This window comes from Neoroseomonas alkaliterrae (assembly GCF_014199195.1).
GTDB classification, from domain to species: Bacteria; Pseudomonadota; Alphaproteobacteria; order Acetobacterales; family Acetobacteraceae; genus Neoroseomonas; species Neoroseomonas alkaliterrae.
Window position 1 is genome coordinate 240,079 of the sequence record NZ_JACIJE010000003.1, and the last position, 19,162, is coordinate 259,240.

Annotated in this window: 19 protein-coding genes; 12 read left to right on the top strand and 7 right to left on the bottom strand. The window is 74.1% G+C overall.

The features are described 5' to 3' along the window. Positions 1-25 precede the first annotated feature (25 nt). Positions 26-601, bottom strand: coding sequence for a hypothetical protein (locus FHS88_RS07180; RefSeq protein WP_184482995.1), 576 nt, complete (start codon positions 599-601; stop codon positions 26-28). Positions 602-661: 60 nt separating this feature from the next. Continuing rightward, on the bottom strand, positions 662-1,450 hold the full coding sequence (locus tag FHS88_RS07185) for a Crp/Fnr family transcriptional regulator (RefSeq protein ID WP_184483000.1): 789 nt from the start codon (positions 1,448-1,450) through the stop codon (positions 662-664). A gap of 134 nt (positions 1,451-1,584) precedes the next feature. Here FHS88_RS07185 and FHS88_RS07190 point away from each other — a divergent pair, with 134 nt between their 5' ends. From FHS88_RS07190 to FHS88_RS07200, 3 genes are all read left to right on the top strand, one after another. Continuing rightward, positions 1,585-3,147 (top strand): outer membrane beta-barrel protein, encoded by a 1,563-nt coding sequence (locus FHS88_RS07190; protein WP_184483003.1) that lies wholly within the window; start codon positions 1,585-1,587, stop codon positions 3,145-3,147. Positions 3,148-3,366: 219 nt separating this feature from the next. Next, complete coding sequence (locus FHS88_RS07195) at positions 3,367-5,490, top strand: glycosyltransferase (RefSeq protein WP_184483007.1); 2,124 nt, start codon at positions 3,367-3,369, stop codon at positions 5,488-5,490. Further along, the gene (locus FHS88_RS07200; RefSeq protein ID WP_184483009.1) at positions 5,487-6,707 is read left to right on the top strand and encodes a class I SAM-dependent methyltransferase; all 1,221 of its coding nucleotides are present in this window, start codon (positions 5,487-5,489) and stop codon (positions 6,705-6,707) included. The genes FHS88_RS07195 and FHS88_RS07200 overlap by 4 nt, the downstream gene beginning before the upstream one ends. Here FHS88_RS07200 and FHS88_RS07205 read toward each other — a convergent pair whose 3' ends face one another. Continuing rightward, positions 6,708-9,005 carry a glycosyltransferase gene (locus FHS88_RS07205; protein ID WP_184483012.1) on the bottom strand — a complete coding sequence of 766 codons (2,298 nt, stop codon included), beginning with the start codon at positions 9,003-9,005 and terminating at the stop codon, positions 6,708-6,710. Positions 9,006-9,401: 396 nt separating this feature from the next. After that, positions 9,402-10,073, bottom strand: a complete 672-nt coding sequence (locus FHS88_RS07210) for an SLOG cluster 4 domain-containing protein (RefSeq protein WP_184483015.1) — start codon at positions 10,071-10,073, stop codon at positions 9,402-9,404. 248 nt (positions 10,074-10,321) lie between these two features. Here FHS88_RS07210 and FHS88_RS07215 point away from each other — a divergent pair, with 248 nt between their 5' ends. The 4 genes from FHS88_RS07215 to FHS88_RS07230 all read left to right on the top strand — a co-directional run bounded on the left by FHS88_RS07215 (position 10,322) and on the right by FHS88_RS07230 (position 11,527). Beyond that, the gene (locus FHS88_RS07215; RefSeq protein WP_184483018.1) at positions 10,322-10,528 is read left to right on the top strand and encodes a cold-shock protein; all 207 of its coding nucleotides are present in this window, start codon (positions 10,322-10,324) and stop codon (positions 10,526-10,528) included. Between the two features lie 103 nt (positions 10,529-10,631). Next, positions 10,632-10,769, top strand: coding sequence for a hypothetical protein (locus tag FHS88_RS07220; RefSeq protein ID WP_184483021.1), 138 nt, complete (start codon positions 10,632-10,634; stop codon positions 10,767-10,769). Positions 10,770-10,817: 48 nt separating this feature from the next. Beyond that, positions 10,818-11,285 carry a DUF6481 family protein gene (locus FHS88_RS07225; RefSeq protein ID WP_184483023.1) on the top strand — a complete coding sequence of 156 codons (468 nt, stop codon included), beginning with the start codon at positions 10,818-10,820 and terminating at the stop codon, positions 11,283-11,285. A gap of 56 nt (positions 11,286-11,341) precedes the next feature. Next, positions 11,342-11,527: a hypothetical protein gene (locus FHS88_RS07230; protein ID WP_184483026.1), complete on the top strand. Its 186-nt coding sequence runs from the start codon at positions 11,342-11,344 to the stop codon at positions 11,525-11,527. Positions 11,528-11,929: 402 nt separating this feature from the next. Here the strand turns inward: FHS88_RS07230 and FHS88_RS07235 are convergent, their stop codons facing one another. The 3 genes from FHS88_RS07235 to ygfZ all read right to left on the bottom strand — a co-directional run bounded on the left by FHS88_RS07235 (position 11,930) and on the right by ygfZ (position 14,171). Continuing rightward, positions 11,930-12,742: a hypothetical protein gene (locus tag FHS88_RS07235; protein ID WP_184483028.1), complete on the bottom strand. Its 813-nt coding sequence runs from the start codon at positions 12,740-12,742 to the stop codon at positions 11,930-11,932. Positions 12,743-12,885: 143 nt separating this feature from the next. Beyond that, positions 12,886-13,350 (bottom strand): methyltransferase family protein, encoded by a 465-nt coding sequence (locus tag FHS88_RS07240; RefSeq protein WP_184483031.1) that lies wholly within the window; start codon positions 13,348-13,350, stop codon positions 12,886-12,888. After that, positions 13,347-14,171, bottom strand: a complete 825-nt coding sequence (ygfZ, locus tag FHS88_RS07245; protein WP_184483035.1) for a CAF17-like 4Fe-4S cluster assembly/insertion protein YgfZ — start codon at positions 14,169-14,171, stop codon at positions 13,347-13,349. Before ygfZ ends, FHS88_RS07240 begins: the two co-directional genes overlap by 4 nt. Before the next feature lie 73 nt (positions 14,172-14,244). Between ygfZ and FHS88_RS07250 the strand changes: the two genes are divergently transcribed. The 5 genes from FHS88_RS07250 (at position 14,245) to FHS88_RS07270 (ending at position 19,155) form a co-directional block, all read left to right on the top strand. Beyond that, positions 14,245-15,174 (top strand): glycosyltransferase family 9 protein, encoded by a 930-nt coding sequence (locus FHS88_RS07250; protein WP_184483038.1) that lies wholly within the window; start codon positions 14,245-14,247, stop codon positions 15,172-15,174. Positions 15,175-15,319: 145 nt separating this feature from the next. After that, entirely contained in the window at positions 15,320-16,099 is a 780-nt protein-coding gene (locus FHS88_RS07255; protein WP_184483041.1) for a glycosyltransferase family 2 protein, read from the top strand. Next, positions 16,096-17,121: a glycosyltransferase gene (locus FHS88_RS07260; protein ID WP_184483044.1), complete on the top strand. Its 1,026-nt coding sequence runs from the start codon at positions 16,096-16,098 to the stop codon at positions 17,119-17,121. Before FHS88_RS07255 ends, FHS88_RS07260 begins: the two co-directional genes overlap by 4 nt. A 4-nt stretch (positions 17,122-17,125) precedes the next feature. Further along, entirely contained in the window at positions 17,126-18,883 is a 1,758-nt protein-coding gene (asnB, locus tag FHS88_RS07265) for an asparagine synthase (glutamine-hydrolyzing) (RefSeq protein ID WP_184483046.1), read from the top strand. Continuing rightward, positions 18,883-19,155, top strand: a complete 273-nt coding sequence (locus FHS88_RS07270; RefSeq protein ID WP_184483048.1) for a hypothetical protein — start codon at positions 18,883-18,885, stop codon at positions 19,153-19,155. Before asnB ends, FHS88_RS07270 begins: the two co-directional genes overlap by 1 nt. Positions 19,156-19,162: the final 7 nt, after the last annotated feature.

Consider the following 19,162-nt stretch of genomic DNA (forward strand, 5'->3'; position numbering starts at 1 on the left):
GTCATGCGCGTCTTACCTCCGTGTCTCATGAGCGGGCCCGGGCCTGCATGCCCTGCCATGCGGCCTGCGCCTCGGTTGCGATGGTCCGCACCTGCGCCGGCGTCGTCGCGACGCAGAGCAGCGCATTCACCTCGCGCACCAGTTGTTCGGTCACTGGCCTGCCGCTGGCCGCGGCCAGGTACATCGCCGCGCCCGTCAGGTCCGGGCGCTGTGCCTGCAATGCTTCCTGGTACCCGCCGAGCAGGGAGATGCCGCTGACGGCGCGTGTGCGGCCGACGGCGGGCGCGACCACGCTTTCCGCGGCGCGCAGCCGGGTCAGGTTCTTCCCTTCAAGCCGGGCCGTGAGGCCGAGGCGCTCCTGCTCGAAACCGTCGCACCAGGCAGCAGCCGTCAAGGACGGCGCCGCGGGCGCACAGGAGGCCAGCACCACCATGAGGACGGCCGCACCGCCGAGCGACAGCGTGGTCGCTGTCCGTGCGTTGGGCCATGCCGCGGAGATGCCTTTCATATTTGGGTTTTCTAAACATAAGAAACCCTCGAACCATTGATCCAGAGCAATCCGCCGATACGAAATCATCCCCTCGCCACGCGAGGAACGCATGGCTGGATATGATCAGGATCAATGACATTCCCGGCCGTATCGGCCTGTGTGCTGGAGTGGTTACAGCAACGGGCGAGGCGCGAGATAGGTGTCGGTCCACTCCCCTATCTCGGCGAGGCGCCGGGGGTTCATCACCCGCAGCCGGCGTCCGCCGGTCTCGATGAGGCCGCCGGCGCGCAGCGCCGCCATGGCGCGGTTCACCCGTTCGGGCGTCAGGCCCAGCGCATCGGCAAGATGACGCTGCGTCGGCGGAAAATCGCAGGCATCGCTTTCGTCGCCGCCGCGCCATCGCGCGCGCGTCCACAACTCCATCAGCAGATGGGCCACCCGTTCCTCCGCGCTGCGGCGGCCGATCGAGACCAGATGCTCGGCGAGCGTCGCCTCCTCGCGCGCCGCCATCCAGGACAGGGCGTGGCCGAGGTTCGGGTGCTCGCGCGCGGCAGCCTCCATCATGTCGCGACGGAACGCGCAGAGCAGGACCGGCGTCAGCGCCTCGTGGCCCACATCCGTGCTCGGCGCCCCGAGGGTCAGCGTGCCCAGCAGATCGCCGGCGAGATGGAAGTCCAGGATCTGCCGGCGGCCATCGGCATGCAGGCGGTAGCTGAACGCCCATCCGCGGAACAGCGTGTAAAGATAGCCATCCGCCATCCCCGGGCTGGTGATCGGCGCGCCGGCGGGCACCACACGCGAGCCCTCCCGGAGCCGGTTCAGCCGCTCGAGAGCGTCGTCGGCGAAAGGGTGAAAAAGGGCCAGCCTGCGGATGGGGCAGTCGCTGCAATGCCGCGGCGGCCGGCCAATGCCGTGAATCTGGGACAACTGAATCCCTACGCTGTGGTCCCCGGGCAACATGCGCCCTCCCTTCTTGAGATCAGTCGCGCCAAGCCCTGTCCCGATACCGCGGCAGCGCTTCATAAATGAACACGCATGGTGAATTCCGAACAGTGTCCGCTTCGCGATCCGAGCACCCAAAGGGACGATACGCCGTGAAGTCGAGCCGCCTCGCCGTGATCACCGCCTGCGCCGCCCTGCTTGCGGGGGCGCCCTTGCCGGCTGCCGCCCAGGTCGAGCCACCGGCGGCGGTCAGCGCCGCGCTGCGGCGCGGCGCCGCCGATGGCCCGGGTGGCCTGCTCCGCGCGCTGAACGAGGCGATCCGGCGCAACCCCTCCCTGGTCGCGACGCCCGACGCGGCGGCCGGCCTCGCGCGCGCCGCCTCGCAGCAGGTTTCCGGTTTCGTCGGCAACAACCTGCCGGTCTATCGTTCGATCACCCGCACCATCACGGCCGCGGCGCCGGAAGCCGTGCGCCCGGCGGTCGAGGCGGCGGTGACGCGGGAGGTCGAGGGCTTCGTCCGCGCCGATGCGCAGACCGCCACGCCCCCGCCGAGCGGGCCTGCGCCGGGTGCCGCCCCCGGCGCCCCCGGCGCGCTCCAGGGGGTGCGGCTCGGCGACTTCACGCTCTACCCGTCGGTGGACACGGCGGCCTTCCACGACAGCAACGTCTATGCGACGCGGCGTTCCCCGCGCGCCGACCTCGCGACCGTGGTCTCCCCCCGCCTGTCGCTGCAATCGAACTGGGATCGCCATTGGGTCGCGCTCAATGCCGGCCTCGACTGGACCAACTACGCCTCCTACACGAGCGAGAACACGCTCGACTGGCGCGTGGACGGGGAAGCGCGGCTCGACGTGACGGACACGACGCAGATCTTCCTCGGCGCGCTCGCGGCGCGCGACCATGAGGATCGCGGCTCGCCCGATTCCTCGATCTTCGGCGAGGAGCCGCTCGCCTACTACGACTACCGGGCCTATGGCGGCGTCAGCCAGCGCATCGGCGATGTCGTCCTGCGCGCGGGCGCCGCGCTCGAGCGCCTGGAGTTCGAGGACAGCCGCACGCCCTTCGGCAGCATCAACAACTCCGACCGTGACCGCAACCGCGTGACTGTCGGCGCCCTCGCCCGCTACGACGCGAACCGCTTCGTGCAGCCCTTCGTCGAGGTGCTCGGCGATTTCCGCAGCTACGACGACACGTTCGACGATTTCGGCTACCAGCGTTCCTCCTCCGGCTGGCGTGCCGGCATCGGCGCCCGCTACCGGCTCGATGCGAGCCTGACCGGCGAGGTCTTCGCCGGCGTCATGCAGCAGAACTACGACGATCCGCGCTTCAGCACGGTCACGACGCCCGCCTTCAACCTGACGCTGCGCTGGCGCCCGCAGCGCGAGACGATGCTGGTCGTCTATGTGGATCGCTCGATCGAGGAGACGACACAGCCCGGCGCGCCCGCCTATGTCTATTCCGTGATCGGCGCCCGCTTCGAGCAGCAGATCGTGCCGAACCTCACCGGCATCCTTCGCGCCTCCTGGGGGCGCAGCGACTTCGAGGGCGTGGCGCGCACCGACGACTACATCGATGCCTCGGCCGGCCTGCGCTACCGCCTCACGCAGAACATCGCCCTCGGGCTCGACTACCGCTTCACGCGGCGCGATTCCAACGTGGACTTCGCGGATTTCAGCCGCCACCAGATCTTCCTGCGTGCCGGCTTCTACTACTAGGTTCCGGCTTCCTTCCGCACGGCGCCCGCCCGTGACGGGCGGGCAGCCCTCTCATCCTTGCGCGGTTGCCCGAGCCCGCCCGGTGCCGGCGCCCGCGCCCATCGCGCGCGGCGGAGAGGGCAGGCGCCGCGAGGCCGAGACCGCCCGAGGCGCATCACTCGGCCCGGCCGGAGCCTCACGGCGCGGCTTGCTGCGAACATGGCATCCCGCGCGCCGAGCATGACTGCGCGGCCTGACATCTCCCTGATCCTCACCCTGCATCGCGAAGGCCCGCTGGTGCACCGGACGCTGCGCTCGCTCGCGGAGGCGGATCGCTACGCCCGCCGCTTCGGCGTGCGCACCGAACTCGTCGCCGTGCTCGACCGTGCCGATGACGCGACCCGCGCCGCGCTGGCGGGCTTCGCGCCCGATGCCTTCGAGGCGATGCGCGTGATCGAGGTGGACAACGGCTCCCTCGGCCCGTCGCGCAACGACGGCATCGCCGCCGCCTCCGGCGAGTTCGTGGCGATCTGCGACGGGGACGACCTCGTCTCCTTCAACATGCTGGCCGACATGCTGCGCTGCGCGCGCGCCGCGCCGCCGCGCTGCCTCCATTTCCCGGAATGGCTGATGGCCTTCGGCGCGCGCGCCCATGTGGTGCGCTACCATCCGCTCGAACGCGTCACCCCGCTCGCCTTCCTGCAGCTGCATCCCTACACCTCGCGGGCCTTCGCGCGGCGCGAGGCGTTCCTCGAGACGCCCTATCGCGACCTCCGCGTGACGACGGGCTATGCCTATGAGGATTGGGACTTCAACGCGGCCTGCGTCGCGCGCGGCCATGACATCCGCATCGCGCGCGACACGGTGCTGTTCTATCGCCAGAGGGCAGGCAGCCTGCTGCGCCAGGCCGTGACGCTCTCGGTGGATCAGATCCCGCCCAACCCGCTGCACGAACCCGCCACGATCCTCCGTCTTGGCCGCGAAGCCCATGCACGGACCGGCGCCCTGCCCTGGGCCTTCCGCCATGCGGACCACGCCGCCCGCCCCGCGGATCTCGACCGGCCGGTGCTGCGCGCGCTGATCCGCGCGGCCAACGCCATAGACCCGGAGGTGGACATCGCGGCGCTGCGCGGCTGCGGGGCATTCCTGGGCAACGTCACCGAGCGCGCCATCGCGGCCGGACGCGCGTGGTTCGAAGCCTGCGAGGCGCTGGCCGGCGAAGCCCCCTTCGACGATGTCTTCCTGCTGCCCTTCGCCGGCACCGGCGGCGCGGAACTCTACTTCGCCAATCTTCTCGAGGCGCTGGCCGAGGCCTTCCCCCGGCGCCGGCGGCTGGTGCTGTTCGGCGAGACCCCGCCGGACGGCGGCGGGCCGGCGCCCCGGCTTCCCGCGACGGTGACGCTCGACATCGGCCGGCGGTGGCCGGACCTTCCGATGGCTGACCGATCGCTGATCGCCCTGCGCCTTGTCGAGGCGCGCGCACCGCAGGCGCGGCTCCACCTCCGCGATTCCGCCTTCGCCTGCGACTTCTTTCGGGCCTACCGCGCCGTGCTGGGCTCCCATCAGACGTGGTTCTACCGCTTCAGCGATGCGACGCTGCGCGATGATGGCGACCTCTTCGTGCAGGCAACCGGCTTCACCTTCGTGTCCGAGCACATCCCCGACCTCGCGCGCGTGGTGACCGACACCGAACGGCTTGCCGCGCGCGACCGGGAACGCATCGGGCTTTGGCCGGAGCGCTTCACCTGCCTGCCGGGCCGGCGGGCGCCGGCGACCGACGCCGCGGCCATCGCTGCGGCGAGCCGCGTCACCCGGCGCCGCGTGCTGTGGGCCTCGCGCCTCGATCCCGAGAAGCGGCCCGAACTCGTCCCGCGCATCGCCGACCGTCTCGCCGCGCGCGATCCCGCCCTGCGCATCGAGATGCACGGCCGCGCCGTGCTCGGCGCCTTCGACACGGCGCTCCTGGAAGGCAGGCCGAACCTCGCCTGGCACGGCGGCTACGCGGCGTTCGGGGAACTGGACGCGGCGGCACACGACGCCTTCATCTACACCTCCTGGTACGACGGCATGCCCAATGCGGTGATGGAGGCGATCGCCGCCGGGCTTCCCGTCATCGCGCCCGATGTCGGCGGCATCGGCGAGATCGTGGAGGACGGCGTGAGCGGCATCCTGCTGCCGCCGATCGCGGACGAGGACGCGGCGGCGGAGGCCTATGCGGAGGCCATCCTGCGCCTGGTCGGCGACCCGGCGCTGCGCTGCCGCCTCGCCACCGAGGCGCTGCGGCGGCTGGAGCACCGCCATGCGCCCGCCGCCCACGTCGCGCATGTGGCCGCGCTGTACGGCAGGGAGGGGGATGCCGCATGACGGTGGAGCGGCTCCATCTGGCGCCCGGCGCCATGGCCTACGACTCCATGCTCGCCGCCGAGCATGTCGTCCGCTACGCCTTCGCCGCCGGCTTGTGCCGCGGGCGGCGGGTGCTCGATGTCGCCTGCGGCGAGGGCTACGGCAGCGCGATGCTGGCCGCCGCCGGCGCGGCGCAGGTTGTGGGCGTGGACATCGCGGAGGAGGCGGTCGCTCTCGCGCGCGCCCGGTTCGGCCGGGAGGGCGTGGCGTTCCGCGCCGGCGACGCCGCGGACCTCCCCCGCCTGCTGGCCGATCAGGCGCCCTTCGACCTGATCGTGAGTTTCGAGACCATCGAGCACCTCACGGATCCGCGGCCTTTCCTGGAGGGGCTGCGCGCCCTGCTCGCCCCCGGCGGCGGCATCCTGATCAGCGCGCCCAACGAGGGCCAGGACGGGCGCGCATCCACCAACCCCTTCCATCGCCATGCCTATAAGCCGGAGACTTTCCGCGCGGTGACGGAAGCGGTGCTCGGCCCCGCCGACGGGTTCTGGCTCGGCATGCCCCTGCAGGGCTTCGCCATCCTGCCCGAGGGTTCGCCGCTCTGCGGCACCGACCGCGAGGGGCTGGACGCGATGCTGGACGGCGCGCCGGCCGGTGCCGCGCATCTGTTGCCCGCGCAGCGGGCGCACCGGGTGGATGCGGGCCTTGCGTCCTTCGCTGTCGCGGCCTGGGGGGTGCCGGCCGTCGCGACCGTCGCGGCGGCGCCGGTCGCGTTCGAGGCATGGGTCTCGACCTGGCGTGCCGTCGAATGGCTGCGCGCCGAGAATGCGCGCCTGCTGCGCGAACTCGCCGCCGCGCAATCCGCCGCGCCTCCCGCACCGCAGGAATGGGCCGAGCGCCTCGCCGATTGCCAGCGCGCGGCGCTGCTCGACGCGCAACGGCTGGAAACGGCGCGGGCCGCGCTTGCCGACGCGCGGGCCGCGGCGGCGCGGGCCGCCGCCGAGCGCGACGCGATCCGCCTCCGCCACCCGGATCGCGCGCCGTCGCCCGCCGACACCAGCGCGCTGCGCGCCGCTCTGGCGGCGCGTGAGGCGGAACTCGCGACCATTCGGGCCTCCCGCGGCTGGCGTGTTCTGCGCGCTTATGCGCGGCTCTACGAGGCGCCCCTCCTCGGTCCGCCGCTGCGCACGCTGCGCGGCGCCGCCGGGCGCGTGGTCAGGGCGCTGCGCCGCCGCTGATCACCGGCGCCCGAGCAGCCGGCCAAGCAGGCGCAGCGGGCCGGTGGCGTCCCAGCCCGCCGAATCCAGCAGCCGCAGGAGCCGCGCAACCTCCTCCCCCGCGGGCTGAAGATCGGCCGGCGGGTCCGTCGCCGGGCGGCCGAGCAGGCGGCGCAGCCTGCCAAGGGCGCGGAACGAGGCCGATGTCGCAACCGCGCCGGCCATGGCGCGCGCCTCCGCCGCGATGCGGAGCAGTTCGGCCTCGGCCGCATCGCGCTCACGGCGCGTCCGCTCGAGCCTCTCGAGCAGCGCCGCGGTCTCCCCTCGCGCCGCGGCCGCGGCGGCCTCTGCCTGGTGTCTCGTGGCTTCCACGCTCGCCAGCCTGTCGGCCGCCGCCGCCAGCCGATGGGTGTCGGCGAAGCCCAGCTGCAGCGCGGCCCGAACCGGTTCGGGCACCAGGGCTTCGTATGCCGAGAGATTGCGCCGGTAGTCGGGCTCCACGTCCGGCCTCGCGCGGATCATGGAATCCTGGGCGATGCGATAGCGGAACAGCACCTCGGGGACCGCGAGGATCTCATGGCCCGCGATCGCGGCACGCGCGAAGAATTCCCAGTCCTCGTGACCGAGACCGACGTGTTCGGAAAAGCCGCCGAGCGCCTCGAGCACGTCGCGACGCACGAGGGCATGCGCGTCGCCGAAGCAGTTCTCGAACAGGCCCAGGGAGAGCGCCCCGCCGAGCATCGCGAGAACGCCCCGGGACGGCCCGCCAGCATCCCCGTCCGGTTCCTCGCCCGTGAAGGTTTCGAAGAAGCTGGTGAGCACGGCCGCGCCCGAATGGCATGCGGCGGCGAGCAGCGTCTCAAGCTGTCGGGGAAGGGCGATGTTGTCGTCGTCGTGGAACAGGACGAAGCGACCGCGCGCCGCCCGCCATCCGGCATTGCGCGCGCCGCCGAGACCCCGGTTGGGCCCGCGGAGGATGCGCCAGCCGCGGCCGGCGAAGTCCGGTTCGAGCCGGTCGAGCGCGGCCAGGGCGTCCGGCTGGTCGGACCCGTCATCCACCAGCACGACCTCGAAGCCCTCGAGCGTCTGCCCCCGCAGGCCGTCGAGCGCCTGGGCGAGCAGGGCTGGCCGGTTGCGATGCACCAGCACCACCGAAAGGGCGGAACCAGCGGCGCGCCGCTCTGCCGCGCCGGCCGGGCCGGGAATGCCCGCGATGAGATCCCGCCAGGCGCCGGCTGCGGCGAAGGCCGCGGCCTGGCGCGGGCAGGGGACGGTTGGCTCCCGCAGCGCCGCCGCGATCGCGGCGGCGAGCGCACCCGGGTTGGGCGCCGCCAGGGCGGCCCGCCGCTCCTCGGGCACCAGCGCCCTGAGCGCGGGCAGATCCAGGCCGATGAAGGGGATGCCATGCGCGAGGCAGATCCGCGCGGCCTCGGGCACCGGCCCGCATGCGGGCAGCACGACCACCGCGCCGGGCCTCGACAGCCGCGCCGCGAGCCCCCCGGCATCGGGCCGCGCCTCGATGCACCAGGGCAGGCCTGCCGGCATCGCCTGCGCGAGCCATGCCGACGGATCCCAGGACCAGGCATCGCGACCGCGCTCGCCGAGCAGCGTCACGCGCCAGCCGCCCAGACGCTCCGGCGCGAGGCGCTGCAGCGCCTGGACGAAGAGCGGCAGGCCGTCGGCGCGGCGAAGGTCGCCGACGAACAGGATCTCCTTGCCGGGCTCCGGCGCGACGCCGCCGGCCTCTGGCTCCGGGAAGGGTGGAGGCAGGACGGACCGGCACTCAGGCATCGTCCATCCTTCGCCCTCCATCCAATCGAAGACCGTGCCGCAGGGCGAGACCGCGGCGTCGGCCCAGGCGACCGAGCAGCGCTCGAGATGATCGAGCGCGAGATCCTCCCGGCCGGCGGGCAGCCGGCCGTCCAACGCGGCCCGCATCGCGCGCGGGCCGAGGCAGAGCATCAAGAGGCGCGTGCCCTGGAACGCGAGGCCGAGCCGGCGGGCAAGGGCCACATGGAACGCCATGCCGCCGGATTCCGGCGCGATCACGAGGCCCGCTGGCCGCTCGCGCAGATGCCGGAGCACGGCAAGGCTGCGCAGGACTGCCTCGGATGCCTGGAACCCGGATATCGGCGGAATGGGATTGACGGGGACCGCGGGATCGGAGGGGCCCGCTGCACGATCGCTGCCGCCCGCCACGGCGATGGACACATCCCGCCCGGCATCGGCGAGAACCCTGCCGATGCGCAGAAGGGCGTGGTGCGTCACGGGATCCGCGGCGTCGCCGGGCGAGATCAGGCAGACAGTCGTCGAGAGCATTTCAATCCTTCGTGCCGGACGCCGGAAAGGGCTGCCGGCGCGGCATCCTGGCCGTGCCGCGGACGCGGAGTCGGAGGCGTCGGCTCGATGCCCTTGTAGGGGATATGCGTGCACGCGCCTCGCATAACCGCGGCAGCGGGCGGATGCATCCGCCTCGGGGCCTGCGCCGGATCGGCGCGAGGATGGGGGCCCGACTCATCCGGCCGAACAGCGGCGGGCGAAGGGCCTCGCGCCGGTCCCGGCGCAACCGCATCTGCCCGCCCGGTGCGACGGATGGGCCATCCGCGGCGGCGGCGAATGGAGGACCGGCAGGCGACCGGCGGCATGACCGATCCGCTGCGCGAGCCCCCCTCTGGCGGATGCCGTTGCCGCAGCGGGGACCGCGGCGCGCGGCCTTCAGCCGGCCGCCGGCGCCCGCGATGGCGGAGCGAGCCCGAGATACCGCGCCGCCACCCGCGCCGCCGCCTCCTCCGCCGTGGCGCAGCGCACCACGCCGGGCAGGTCGGGCGCCTCCTCCATGCCGATCACGAGCCGGCCGTGGCGCAGACCGAAGGCCATCTCGCTGATCGTGCCGTAGCTCACCGGCTCCTCGCGGCCGCCGACCGAGACCAGCGCGAAGGCCGCGGTGGCGATGATGGCGTTGCGCGCCTCCCCGATGCCGGTGGCGAGCGGGATGGCGACATGCGGATTGGCCTCCCGCCAATCCTCCGAGGGCAGGATGCCGATCATCAGCCCGCCCGCCGCCGCGCAGCCGCGCGAGGCCGCCTCCATCGCCCCGCCCCGGCCGCCGCAGATCAGCGGGAAGCCAAGCAAGGCCAGCGCCCGCCCCACCGCCTCGGCATCCGCAAGCGCGCGCGGCGTCGGCTCGCGCGGGCCGATGATCGCCACCGGCAGGCGCCGTCCGCCGCCCTGCGTCAGCACCCAGCGCGCCGCCTCGGTCGCGGAGACGGGCCGCGCCTTGCCGGTCGGCCTGGATGGCCTTTCCTGCCAGCGCAGCGTCAGGGGATCGAGCATCGCGCCGTCGCCGCGCCAGAGCACGGCATCGGCCAGGAGAAGATCATCTTGCATGAGGCGACCACTAGCCCGCCGCCGCCGCGCCCGGAAGCGCGGCACGAGCCGCGGGCGGTTGCGGCGCGCGAAACTCCTCCTTCCATTGCGCGGCGTGATGGCCTATACGGCCTTATCACTTTCGCTCTTGTCCTGTTGCGCGCCCATCGGCCTCATCGCAGTGCCGGTCCCGCCACCCGCCCTCAGCCGAAGATTGATCCGTCGCGTCATCAGGCGCGGCCGGCACACGTGTTTGATCGGAACTTCCCATGTCGAACGGCACCATCAAGTGGTTCAACGCCACCAAGGGCTACGGCTTCATCCAACCCGAGGACGGCTCGAAGGACGTCTTCCTCCACATCTCCGACGTCGAGCGCTCCGGCATCGGCACGCCGCAGGAAGGCGACAGGCTCGCCTACGACCTGCAGCGCGGCCAGCAGGGCCGCACCTCGGCCACCAACATCCGCAGGGCCTGACGGCCCCTCCCCGGCGCGGCGCGGCGCAACAGCCGCCCGCCTTGACCACCGATGCGCGACCGCCCGGCAGGGCGGCTTCGCCAAGAACGAAGAAACTCGAGCCATGACCATTCGCAACCGCAGCCCGCGGGCCATCCCCGCGCGCAGCATCCCGGCCGCGAGCGCGGCCGCGCCTCAGCCCCTCGGCACCAGCCTCACGCAAGCCGAGATCCGCCAGATCGTCCTCGACATCCTCGGGTGACGCGACGGCCCCACAACCACCCGAGCCAAGGGACAGCAGCGACCAACGATGCAGTTCAGCAAGCGCGACGATTTCAACGCCCGCCGCGAGGCCGCGGAACGCGCCCGCAAGGAGATCCAGGACCGCTTCCGCGCCCTGCCGGGGCCGAACGACCCGGCCGTGCAGGCGCGCCTCGCCGCGCAGCGCGCCGCCGCCGAGGAGCGCGAGAAGCGCCGCGCCGAACGTGAGGCCGCCCGCGCCGCCGCCGCCGAGGCCGCGCGCATCGCCGCCGCCGAGGAGGCCAAGCGCCTCGCCGCCGAGGAGGCCGCGCGCCAGGCCGAGGCCGCGCGCGAGGCCGCCGAGCAGGCGCGGCGCGAGGCCGAGGCCGCGCGCGAGGCCGCCGCGGCCGCGATGGAACTGGCCGAGCGCGCCGCGCTGCTCGATGCCGAGAAGAAGGCCCGCGCGCTGGCGCTCGCCGCCGAGCAGAAGGCGCGCCGCGATGCGCGCTATGCCGCGCGCAAGGCGCGGAACAAGTAGCGCCATCAACACAGGGGCGGGCGCGCCGGGCGCGGCCCGCCACCAGGGACACGACGATGACACGCACGAATGCCGAGGCCGCCCCGCCGCCGACCGAGGCGGAGAGGGACGCCGAGATCGCCCTGCTCGCGAAGCGCCACCGCGTCTCGCCCGCGATCGTGCGGGAGATCATGCGCCGCTCCGGCGCGACCGAGCGCGCCTCGATCGAGCGCGAGATCGCCAAGGGCAAGGCGCGCCGGTAGCGCGGATCCCGATCAGGACGAACCGCTGATCGGGGAAAGATGCTCGTGAAGGCGCGGGGCGGAAGGCGTCTCCGCGACACGGGGCGTGAGCGAATGGCGCTGGCGCGGGTCCCGGCCGGGTGGGAGCACGCGGCAGGATGACGGCGCCGCCGGAAGATCGGGGACAGGCGTCGCTGGCGTGAGCCGGGGCGCGCGGCAGTGGCTGGCCCGAACGCCGAACACCATGATCGCGCGCGGCGTCCTCGCGGCCAGGAGCGGCCGTGCTCGCGGCAGCGGACCAGAGTGAAGGGGCTGCCCCGGCGCGGATCCCGTCGGCGTCCGCCGCAGGCGTCGTCCGCCACCGATTTCCGCGCAGCCAGCCTCCGCCCGATCGCGCCTCGATCCTGTCAGGGACCGGCGGCTTCAGGCCGCGGGCGTGGCGCCGCGCGCGATCATCCGGTTGCCCGGCCTTTCGCTGGTGTAGGCGACATCGGCGAAGCCCCGCAGCCTGTGCTCGATGCTCGCGAAGGCGGCGCGCTGCGCGGGCGTCAGCGGCGCATCGGGCGTTCCGGTGCGGTGCGCGAGGTAGCGCGCGAGCGTCCCCGCCCCGCGCCGGTGCGCGGCGGCCACGAGCGCGCTCTCGCTCAGCGCGATCGGCTGGCCGTCCAGGCCGGTGATGGTCGTCCCCGCGGCGCCGAGCATGCCCATCCGGTCCAGGATCGTCTCCTGCCGCGCGAGATAGGCGGTCATCGCCGCCTCCTGCGCCTCGGGGCTCGCGAGGAAGGCCGCCTCGTCGGTCGCGCCGTGGCGTGCGGCCGCCGCGGTCCACCCGCCCGATTCGTCCATCCAGCCGATGTCGCGCAGCGCGACGGGCAGGAACTGGTAGCGCCCGAGCGCGCCGGAGGAGGGGTTGCGCAGCCCGTAGCCGTCGCGCTGGTGTTCGGCGCTGCGCTCGGCCTCGGCGATGCGTTGGCGGAAGGTGGCGTTGGTCTGCGCCTCCCAGGGGCGCAGGCCGGGCGGCTGCAACGCGGCAGGCAGGGCTGGCCGCGCCACCACCGGCACCGCCGCCGGCGCGGGGCCGCGCGCGACGGCGGGCTGCACGACCGGCCTCGGCGTGGGCGTGGCCGCCGGCGTGGCGCGCGCCAGCGCCGGCTTGAAGTCCCGGTGCTTGGCGGTGCGCGCGACGGGCGCGGATGGCGGCGCGGCCGGTCGGGGGGCGGCGGTCGGGCTCGTCATGGCCGGCCCATCCTGGCGACGAGGCGTCAACCACCGGTAAAGAGGCGCGGCATGGCCGGCGCGCGAAGGATCAGCCTGTCAGCGCCTGCGCTCGCGCGGCCGCCGCCCCGCCGGCGAGGGATCGAATGCCTGGCCCGCCGGCATCACAGCCAGCGCCGCACCCGGCCCCGGTAGGCCGCATAGGCCGCGCCGAAGCGGGTCGCGAGATAGGCCTCCTCGCGCGCCACCACCAGCCGGTCGAGCAGCAGATGGCTGACCGCCAGCGCGATCCAGCCCCAGAGATCCCCCCAGCGCAGCGCGAAGCCCGCCACCGCGAGCAGGAAGCCGAGATAGATCGGGTTGCGGCTGAAGCGGAACGGCCCGGACTCGACCAGCGCCGCATCCGGCTTGTCGGGCCGGGGGTCGTTGCCCGCCCTGACCAGCACCAGCACCGCCCAGCCGATCAGGCCCAGCGCGGCGAAGATCACCAGCGCGCCCGGCTCGGGCAGCGGCGGGCCGAGCGGCACCGGCGCCACGCGCTGCAGCAGCCACGCCGCCGCCAGCACCAGCCCCACCATGACGGGGGGCGGGACGCGCACGCCCGGGCCGTGGTCGGGTGCCTCGCTCATGCCTGCTCGCGCGCCGGAAGGCGCATCCAGGCGGGGATGCGCGGGGTCAGCACCGCGCCCGCGGCGCGCAGCGGGGCGCGGTCCAGCGCCTCGATCCTGAGCAGCGCGAGCGCGAGCCCGTCGCGGCCGGAGCGCATCTCGCCAACCTCGGTGCCGGCCCCGTCCGTGACCGGCGTGCCGCGCGGCGGCAGCGCGCCCTCCACCGCCACCGGCACGAGCCGCCGCTTGATAAGGCCGCGATAGCGCGTGCGCGCCGTCAGCTCCTGGCCCATGTAGCAGCCCTTGGTCCAAGACACCCCGTTCAGCTCGTCGAAGCCGGCTTCGAGCAGCACGGACTTCTCCGCCTCCATGTCCCGCGACCCGTCCGGCAGGCCGAGGGCGAGGCGGTGGCGATCGTAATCCGCGGCCGTCTCCGGCCCCGCGAGCGGCGCGGGCGACAGCACGCGCCATCCCGCCTCCGGCAGCCGGGGGTCGCGCGCGACGAGGCCTTCCGGTGGCGTGCCCGGACCCCAGGCGGCATGGACGTGCCACTCCGCGGAGGCATCCCGCAGCGCGACCCTGGCGCGCAGCCGGAACCGCGCGAGGCGCTGCGCGAGCATCGGCACCTGCTCCCGCTCGGCATCGAGCAGCAGGCTTTCGCCGCCGGCCATGACGAAGAAATCCGCCAGCCACTTGCCCTGCGGCGTCAGCAGCGCCGCCCAGACGGCCTGCCCGCCCGGGATGTCGGACACGTCGTTGGAGACGAGGCCCTGCAGGAAGCCGACCCGGTCCGGGCCCGAAACCTCCAGCACGCCCCGTTCCGGCAGGTATGCGAGACTCATGCCCCGAGAAGTGTGCCGGCCCGGCCGCCGCTGCAACCTCCCCCGCGCGGGCCGGGCGTGGTAAGCGCGCGCGGTGCGCATCCTCTTCATCACCTCGACCCGGATCGGCGATGCCGTGCTCTCGACCGGGCTGCTGGATCACCTGATGCAGGCCCATCCCGAGGCGCGCTTCACCGTGGCGGTGGGCCGCGTGGCGGAGGGCGTGTTCCGCCGCATGCCCGCGCTCGAGCGCATCATCCCGATCGAGAAGAAGCGCTACGGGCTGCACTGGCTGGGCCTCTGGGCGCAGGTCGCCTTCCGCCGCTGGGACCTGGTGGTGGACCTGCGCGGCTCGGCCATCGCCTGGCTGCTGCCGGCGCGGCGGCGGGCGGTGATGCGCGGCGGCCGCCGCCCCGGGCACCGCATCCTGCACATCGCCGAGACCCTCGGCCTCAGCCCCGCGCCGCGGCCGGTCGCCTGGTTCGGCCCCGAGGAGGAAGCCCGCGCCGAGACCCTCCTGCCCGCCGGCGCCCCGGTCCTGGCGCTCGGCCCCACCGCCAACTGGGCGCGCAAGGTCTGGCCGGCGGACCGCTTCCTCACCCTCGCCCGCCTGCTGACCGGGCCGGGCGGCGCGCTCGAAGGCGCGCGCATCGCCGTGCTCGGCGGCCCCGGCGAGCAGGAGCGCGCCATGGCCGCGCCGGTCCTCGCCGGCCTGCCGGGGGCGCTCGACCTCGTGGGCCGGCTCGACCTGCCGGAAGCGGCGGCGGTGCTGGCCCGCTGCGCGCTGTTCGTGGGCAATGATTCGGGGCTGATGCACCTCTCGGCCGCCACCGGCACGCCGACCATCGGCCTGTTCGGGCCCACCCCGGCCTCGGAATACGCGCCCGTCGGCGCGCGGGCGCTCGCGGTGCTGGCCAAGGGACCGCCCGGCGCGGCGCCGATGGGGGCGCTGAGCGCGACCCGCGTCGCCGAACAGGCGGCGGCGCTGCTGGCACGGCCGGTGGCGACGGAGGCGGCGGCGTGACGCGCGCGGATGCCCCGGAGAGGGGCTTTGCCCCTCTCCGGACCTCTCCCCACCAAAGGCCGAAAGGCCTTTGGAAACCAGTGGTTCGGACGGGCATCCGGCGGACGGGCTCGATCAGGGGCGCAACCCATCGCGTCGGCCTCCCATGACCGCCCCGCGCCTGTCCGCCCTCGTCGTCGCCCGCAACGAGCAGGAGCGCCTGCCCGAGTGCCTCGCCTCCCTCGCCTTCGCCGACGAGGTGGTGGTCGTCCTCGACCGCAGCACGGATGCCAGCGCGGAGATCGCCCACGCGGCCGGCGCGCGCGTCATCGAGGGGGCCTGGGAACTCGAGGGCGAGCGCCGCAACACCGGCATCGCCGCCTGCACCGGCGACTGGATCCTGGAAGTGGACGCGGACGAGCGGGTGGATGCCGCCCTCGCCGAGGCCATCCGCGAGACCATCGCGACGAGCCGCTTCGCCTGGCACCAGGTGCCGGTGGACAACTACGTGGGCGGCCGGCTGATCCGCCATGGCTGGGCGGGGAGTTTCGGCACCACCTCCGTGCCGCGCCTGTTCCGTCGCGGCGCGAAGCGCTGGCGCGCGCAGCGCGTGCATCCCGGCCTCGACTGGACGGGCGAGGAAGGGCCGCGCATCACCCGCGGCGCGCTGATCCATCTGGTGGACCGCGACATCTCGGACATGCTGCGCCGGCTCGACAAGTATTCCTCGGCCAAGGCGGCGGACCTGATCGCAAGCGGCGATATCGGCTCGCTCGCCGCCAATCTGCGGCGCTTCTTCTCGCGCGGGTTCAAGTCCTACGTCTCGCGCAAGGGCTACAAGGAAGGCGGCTGGGGCGTGCTGCTCGCGCTGTGCACCGGCGCCTTCCCGCTGCTCTCCTACCTCAAGGCGAAGCTCGAGCCCGAGAAGCACGGGGGCGGGCGATGAGGCTCGCGCAGGTCATGGCCGGCGCGCGGCACGGCGGCGCGGAAGGCTTCTACGAACGCCTCTGCCTCGCGCTCCATGCGGCGGGGGAGGAGGTGCTGCCCGTCATCCGCCGCGATCCCGAGCGCGCCGCGCGGCTGCGCGCGGGCGGGCTCGCCCCGGTCGAGCTCGGCTTCGGCGGCGCGCTCGACCTGCTGACCGGCCCGCGGCTGCGGCGCGTGCTGGAGGGCTTCGCGCCCGATGTCACCGTGGCCTGGATGAACCGCGCCGCGCGCTTCGCGCCGAAGGGGCCATGGACGTTGGTGGGAAGGCTCGGCGGCTACTATGACCTGAAATACTACCGGCGCTGCGACCATCTGGTGGGCAATACGCGCGACATCACGCGCTGGATCGTCGCCCAGGGCTGGCCCGAGGCGCGCGCGCACCACCTGCCGAACTTCGTCGCCGACCTCGCCGGCGCATCGCCGGCCGCGCTGCCGGGTGCCGCGCCGCGCCTGCTCGCGATGGGGCGGCTGCATCCGAACAAGGGCTTCGACATCGCCATCCGCGCGCTGGCGCTGGTGCCCCGGGCGCATCTCGCCATCGCCGGCGAAGGGCCGGAGCGCGCGGCGCTCGAAGCCCTGGCGCGCGAGGCGGGCGTGGCCGGGCGCGTCGCCTTCCTCGGCTGGCGGAGCGATGTCGGCGCGCTGCTCGCGGCCTGCGATGTCTTCGTCTGCTCCTCGCGCCACGAGCCGCTCGGCAACATCGTGCTCGAGGCGTGGTCCGCCTCGCGCCCCGTGGTCGCCGCGGCGGCTGAGGGGCCGAGCGAACTGATCGCCGATGGCGAGACCGGGGTGCTCGTGCCTGTGGATGCGCCGGAGGCGCTCGCCGCCGCCATCCGCGGCCTGCTCGACGACCCGCAGCGCGCCGCGCGCCTCGCCGCCGCCGGGCGCGCGGCCTTTGCGCGCGACTTCACCGAGGCGGCGGTGCTCGCGCGCTGGCGCGGCTTCCTCGCCGCCGTGGCGCCGAAGCGGCAGGCGGCCTGAGGCGATGTGCGGCATCGCCGGCCTCGTCCTGAAACCTGGCGCGACACCCGAGCCCGCCGTGCTGGAGGCGCTGACCCGCGCCCTCGCCCATCGCGGCCCGGACGGGCATGGCCACCATGTGCAGGGCAATGTCGCGCTCGCGCATACGCGGCTTGCCATCATCGACCTCGCGACCGGGGACCAGCCGCTGCATGCCGGGCCGGCGAGCCTCGTGGCCAATGGCGAGATCTACAACTACCGCGAATTGCGCGCCGAGCACGGCCTCGCCTGCGCCACCGGCTCGGACTGCGAGCCGCCGCTGCACCTCTTCCGCCGCGACGGCGCGGGCTTCGCGGAGCATCTGCGCGGCATGTACGCGCTCGCCATCCACGACCGCGCCGCAAGGCAGGTGGTGCTGGCGCGCGACCCCTTCGGCATCAAGCCGCTCTACCTCGCCGAGACCGCCCAGGGCATCGCCTTCGCCTCCGAGCCGCAGGCGCTGATCGCCGCGGGCCTCGTCGCGCCGCGCCTGCGCGAGGCGGCACTGCACGAGTTGCTGCAACTGCAGTTCACCACCGGCGCCGAGACGATCTTCGAGGGCATCACGCGCCTGCTGCCCGGCGAGAGCCTCGTCATCGCCGATGGCGCGGTCGTCGAGCGCCGCCGCCGCGCCGCGCTGCCCGATGGCGGCCCCGAGGAGATCGCGGAGGAGGCGGCGCTCGCCCGCCTCGACGCCGCCCTGCAGGAGAGCGTGGAGCTGCACCAGCGCAGCGACGTGCCCTACGGCATGTTCCTCTCGGGCGGCACGGATTCGGCCGCCGTGCTGGCTCTGATGGCGCGCCTCAACGACCGCCCCGTCCTCGCCTTCACCGCCGGCTTCGACATCCCCGGCGCGGCCGACGAGCGGGAGGCCGCCGCCCATGCCGCGCGCGCCGCCGGGGCGCGGCACGTCACGCTCGACGTGACGCGGCAGCAAGTCTTCGCCCACCTGCCGGAGATCGTCGCCTGCATGGACGACCCGGCGGCGGATTACGCCATCATCCCCACCTGGTTCCTCGCCCGCCGGGCGCGGGAGGAGGTGAAGGTCGTGCTCTCGGGTGAGGGCGGGGACGAGATCTTCGGCGGCTATGGCCGCTACCGCTCGGCGATGAAGCCCTGGTGGCTGGGCGGCAAGGCGATGCGCGCCCACGGCGCCTTCGACCGGCTGGACGTGCTGCGCGCCCCGCCGCGCTTCTGGCGGGACGGGATCGAGGCCGCCTCGGCCGCCGCCGCCACGCCCGGGCGGACCCGGCTGCAGGCGGCGCAGGCGCTCGATGTCGCGGACTGGCTGCCGAACGACCTGCTCGCGAAACTCGACCGCTGCCTGATGGCCCATGGCGTGGAGGGGCGCACGCCCTTCCTCGACCCCGCCGTGGCGGCGGCCGCCTTCCGCCTGCCCGACGCGATGAAGGTGCGCGAGAGGCAGGGCAAGTGGATCCTTCGGCAATGGCTCGCGCGGCACTTCCCGGCGAGCGAGCCGTTCCGCCGCAAGCAGGGCTTCACCGTGCCGATCGGCGCCTGGATCGCGGAGGAGGCGGAGCGCCTCGCCCCGCTGGTGGCGGCGCAGCCCGGCGTCGCCGCGGTCGCCAAGCCCGACCGCATCCTGCCGCTTTTCCGCGCCGCGGGCGGCAAGCGCGAGGGCTTCGCCGCCTGGCACCTCCTCTTCTACGCTCTTTGGCACCGCCGCCATGTCGAGGGCGCGCGGGCCGAGGGCGATGTCTTCGCCTTCCTGGCCAGGGGATGATGACCATGCGGCTGATCGCCTTCCTGGCCCTGCTCGCCAGCATCGCGCCCGCCGCGGCGCAGCCACCCTCGCCGACCGGCGCCGAGGCCTACGAGCGCGGCTGCGGCGGCGGCTGCCACCGCTCGGAGGCGCGGGTGATCCGCGCCATCCCGCGCGGCAGCGACGAGGAGCGCCGGGCCTGGATCGCCGCCTTCATGGACCGCCACCCCTGCCACTGCGACGACGCGAAGCCCGCCATCCTGGACTATCTGGTGGAGCGGTCGCGGCGCTGAGGCGCGG

Coding starts and splice junctions, on each gene's coding strand:
- FHS88_RS07235 (WP_184483028.1), bottom strand. CDS start 12,742: ATGACGAGCCCGACCGCCGCCCCCCGACCGGCCGCGCCGCCATCCGCG.
- FHS88_RS07185 (WP_184483000.1), bottom strand. CDS start 1,450: ATGTTGCCCGGGGACCACAGCGTAGGGATTCAGTTGTCCCAGATTCAC.
- FHS88_RS07215 (WP_184483018.1), top strand. CDS start 10,322: ATGTCGAACGGCACCATCAAGTGGTTCAACGCCACCAAGGGCTACGGC.
- FHS88_RS07195 (WP_184483007.1), top strand. CDS start 3,367: ATGACTGCGCGGCCTGACATCTCCCTGATCCTCACCCTGCATCGCGAA.
- FHS88_RS07225 (WP_184483023.1), top strand. CDS start 10,818: ATGCAGTTCAGCAAGCGCGACGATTTCAACGCCCGCCGCGAGGCCGCG.
- FHS88_RS07255 (WP_184483041.1), top strand. CDS start 15,320: ATGACCGCCCCGCGCCTGTCCGCCCTCGTCGTCGCCCGCAACGAGCAG.
- FHS88_RS07230 (WP_184483026.1), top strand. CDS start 11,342: ATGACACGCACGAATGCCGAGGCCGCCCCGCCGCCGACCGAGGCGGAG.
- FHS88_RS07240 (WP_184483031.1), bottom strand. CDS start 13,350: ATGAGCGAGGCACCCGACCACGGCCCGGGCGTGCGCGTCCCGCCCCCC.
- FHS88_RS07205 (WP_184483012.1), bottom strand. CDS start 9,005: ATGCTCTCGACGACTGTCTGCCTGATCTCGCCCGGCGACGCCGCGGAT.
- ygfZ (WP_184483035.1), bottom strand. CDS start 14,171: ATGAGTCTCGCATACCTGCCGGAACGGGGCGTGCTGGAGGTTTCGGGC.
- FHS88_RS07270 (WP_184483048.1), top strand. CDS start 18,883: ATGACCATGCGGCTGATCGCCTTCCTGGCCCTGCTCGCCAGCATCGCG.
- asnB (WP_184483046.1), top strand. CDS start 17,126: ATGTGCGGCATCGCCGGCCTCGTCCTGAAACCTGGCGCGACACCCGAG.
- FHS88_RS07200 (WP_184483009.1), top strand. CDS start 5,487: ATGACGGTGGAGCGGCTCCATCTGGCGCCCGGCGCCATGGCCTACGAC.
- FHS88_RS07260 (WP_184483044.1), top strand. CDS start 16,096: ATGAGGCTCGCGCAGGTCATGGCCGGCGCGCGGCACGGCGGCGCGGAA.
- FHS88_RS07180 (WP_184482995.1), bottom strand. CDS start 601: ATGCGTTCCTCGCGTGGCGAGGGGATGATTTCGTATCGGCGGATTGCT.
- FHS88_RS07220 (WP_184483021.1), top strand. CDS start 10,632: ATGACCATTCGCAACCGCAGCCCGCGGGCCATCCCCGCGCGCAGCATC.
- FHS88_RS07210 (WP_184483015.1), bottom strand. CDS start 10,073: ATGCAAGATGATCTTCTCCTGGCCGATGCCGTGCTCTGGCGCGGCGAC.